The 2,328-nt window shown below is 35.0% G+C and carries 3 protein-coding genes; all 3 read left to right on the top strand.

The annotated features are described in order from the left end of the window. Positions 1–502 (top strand): YadA-like family protein (locus tag ACFINZ_RS08925; RefSeq protein ID WP_375701347.1); only part of this gene is annotated, 502 nt, incomplete at its 5' end. A 387-nt stretch (positions 503–889) separates the two neighbouring features. Next, positions 890–1,012 (top strand): hypothetical protein, encoded by a 123-nt coding sequence (locus tag ACFINZ_RS08920; RefSeq protein ID WP_375672163.1) that lies wholly within the window; start codon positions 890–892, stop codon positions 1,010–1,012. A 708-nt stretch (positions 1,013–1,720) separates the two neighbouring features. Continuing rightward, the coding region (locus ACFINZ_RS08915) for a hypothetical protein (protein WP_375701346.1) at positions 1,721–2,328 on the top strand (608 nt) is incomplete at its 3' end.

Below are 2,328 nucleotides of genomic sequence, written 5' to 3'. Positions count from 1 at the left end.
AAAGAAAATCAGTAGCATCACTCTAAAAGGTGTCGATGACAGTGAGCCTGTTTTGATTACTAATGTTAAAGATGGAAAAATTGAACATGGCTCTAAGGACGCAGTGAATGGTGGTCAGTTATACGATCATACCGAGGAGCAGATGAAGATTACTCTTGAAAGTGCGAAAAAGTATACGGACGATCAAGTCAATAATGGTGTTAACGAGGCAAAATCCTATACCGATATGAAGTTTGACGCACTAAGTTATGATATTACGAATGTGCGCAAAGAGGCCAGGCAAGCAGCGGCGATTGGTTTGGCAGTGTCTAACTTACGTTACTTCGATGACCCAGGATCTGTGAGTGTTTCATTTGGTGGCGGTTTTTGGCGTGGACAATCTGCTTTTGCTATTGGTGCAGGTTATACATCTGAAGATGGCAAGATTCGTTCTAATCTATCAGCAACCAGTGCCGGAGGTCAGTGGGGAGTAGGTGGTGGAATAACTCTGAAATTAAAATAACACCAGAGAATATGAAAAATTACAATTTAAGTGAAGTTTTGCCCTTGTCTGATGAGACAAGGGCAAAATTTTATATTATAGAGAAGTAATATTTTACAGAGGAAGCCTTAGAGTAGTATACTTATAAAGTCTCATAACAATGTATTCTATAATAAGAATCTTAGTGAGATTGATTTTAGTGAGAAGTGAAGCACTTTAACAAAAATTTTACAAACACAGAGTAATACTGTCATATAAATTGATAGAGTGCGTAATCGCACAGTATTTTAAAACTGTACGTTCTATAATTTCATCGATAGAAAATATCCATTGGGGGATACGTTTAAAAAATTAAAAATCCCATTTTATTATTTTATTTATTTGCTCTTGTACATAGCAGTAGTAATCATGAGGTACGCAACAGCGGCAATTATTAGTAAGACTCATTTTGATCAAAATGGGATGCCTCAAACAAACTATGAAACAGAACCTCTAGGCAAGTCTATAATGCATGGAATCTATGAATTTTAAAGTTATAAGGATATTTCACGATTGTATAAATCGGAAAGACTCATTCTGTAAAAATAGTTAAATTCATTTTTCTCTTGCTATTTTACTCAATAGTCTATAAAACCATAAAAATAGTCTTTAGTAAGACTCATTCTGGTAAAAACGGAAAAAGTTCTCGCAAAGGGAGGTGCGAAGAGTTATGGAAAAATCACATAATCATCCTCATTTTATCTTAAAGCTCTTAAAGAGAAAAAAATCTAGAACTCGAGAGTACGTCTCACTTATCACTATGATAAAAGTGCAATGATTTCACAACAAGCACTCTACGTCATTCACCAGACGACTTAACCGTTTCCTGCAATAACACCTTATAGCCTCTTAAACATACAAAAAGAGCTCTTTCACTTTAAAAACCATAAACTGCAGCTCTCACAATAACGTGCAAATATGTCTTCTTCATATCCGTTCCATCTATTTCCTCACCCTAAAATTCAGGAATCTTGTTACAAAAAAAAACTTCTTACAGTCGGAAAAAATTAAAAAACCATTAACAAAATCATTGATCAACGTTAATCGCAACCTTGCCAGAGCCCTAACTACTTCTGTTCGCCTCTGCGACAAACCTAAACTTTGTAAAGAACAAATAAAATCACATCCCAAAATCATCCCTAGCGCTGAAATATGTTTTTTTTATGTTCTGAATATGTTTTTTTACTTGGAGGATTTGTTATGAAAAAATTATATACCACATCAAAAGCGCCGGTGGTGAGTGATTTTAAAAATTCTTACTCGCTTTATCGATTACAGTTTATTAAAGCGCTTTCATTGGCTTCAGTGATTATCTTTTTATCAAATGTTTCTCCTGTTGCTGCTAATACTCAGATTTTTAATAACATATCAAACGATTTTAGTGGCGGTACAAATGTGCTTAAAGCTATTCCACCAGCCTATGTTGTTGGCAGTAAATTATATCAAGATAGTGGCTCTGCATTTATAGAGGATGAAGATGGCTTCAGAGATTTAAATCCTAATATTAAGTTTCAAACGCAACGTGCATTTGATACTGCATTTGCGGGTAAGCAAAGTTCTAAGAATGTAGCGGATGCATTTTCTCGTGTGAATAGTGCTTCCACAAGTTTAAATCATCAGCTTGTTGAGATAAAGGAGCCCTCTGCTATTGAAGAGAAACAAAATAATTTATTTCAAGGTGATGATCAGCATAAGAATATAGGCAGCTTTCCTCTTTTGAGAAGCTTACCCAGTGCACTAAACCGAACGGATGAGGAAGGCACGATAACTATTTCTGCTAAATCACCATTAAAAAAAATAAGTATTCT

The organism is Bartonella sp. AA81SXKL (assembly GCF_042196945.1).
GTDB lineage: Bacteria > Pseudomonadota > Alphaproteobacteria > Rhizobiales > Rhizobiaceae > Bartonella.
The sequence above is the reverse complement of the archived record's forward strand: the minus strand, read 5'-3'. Positions and strand labels throughout refer to the sequence as shown.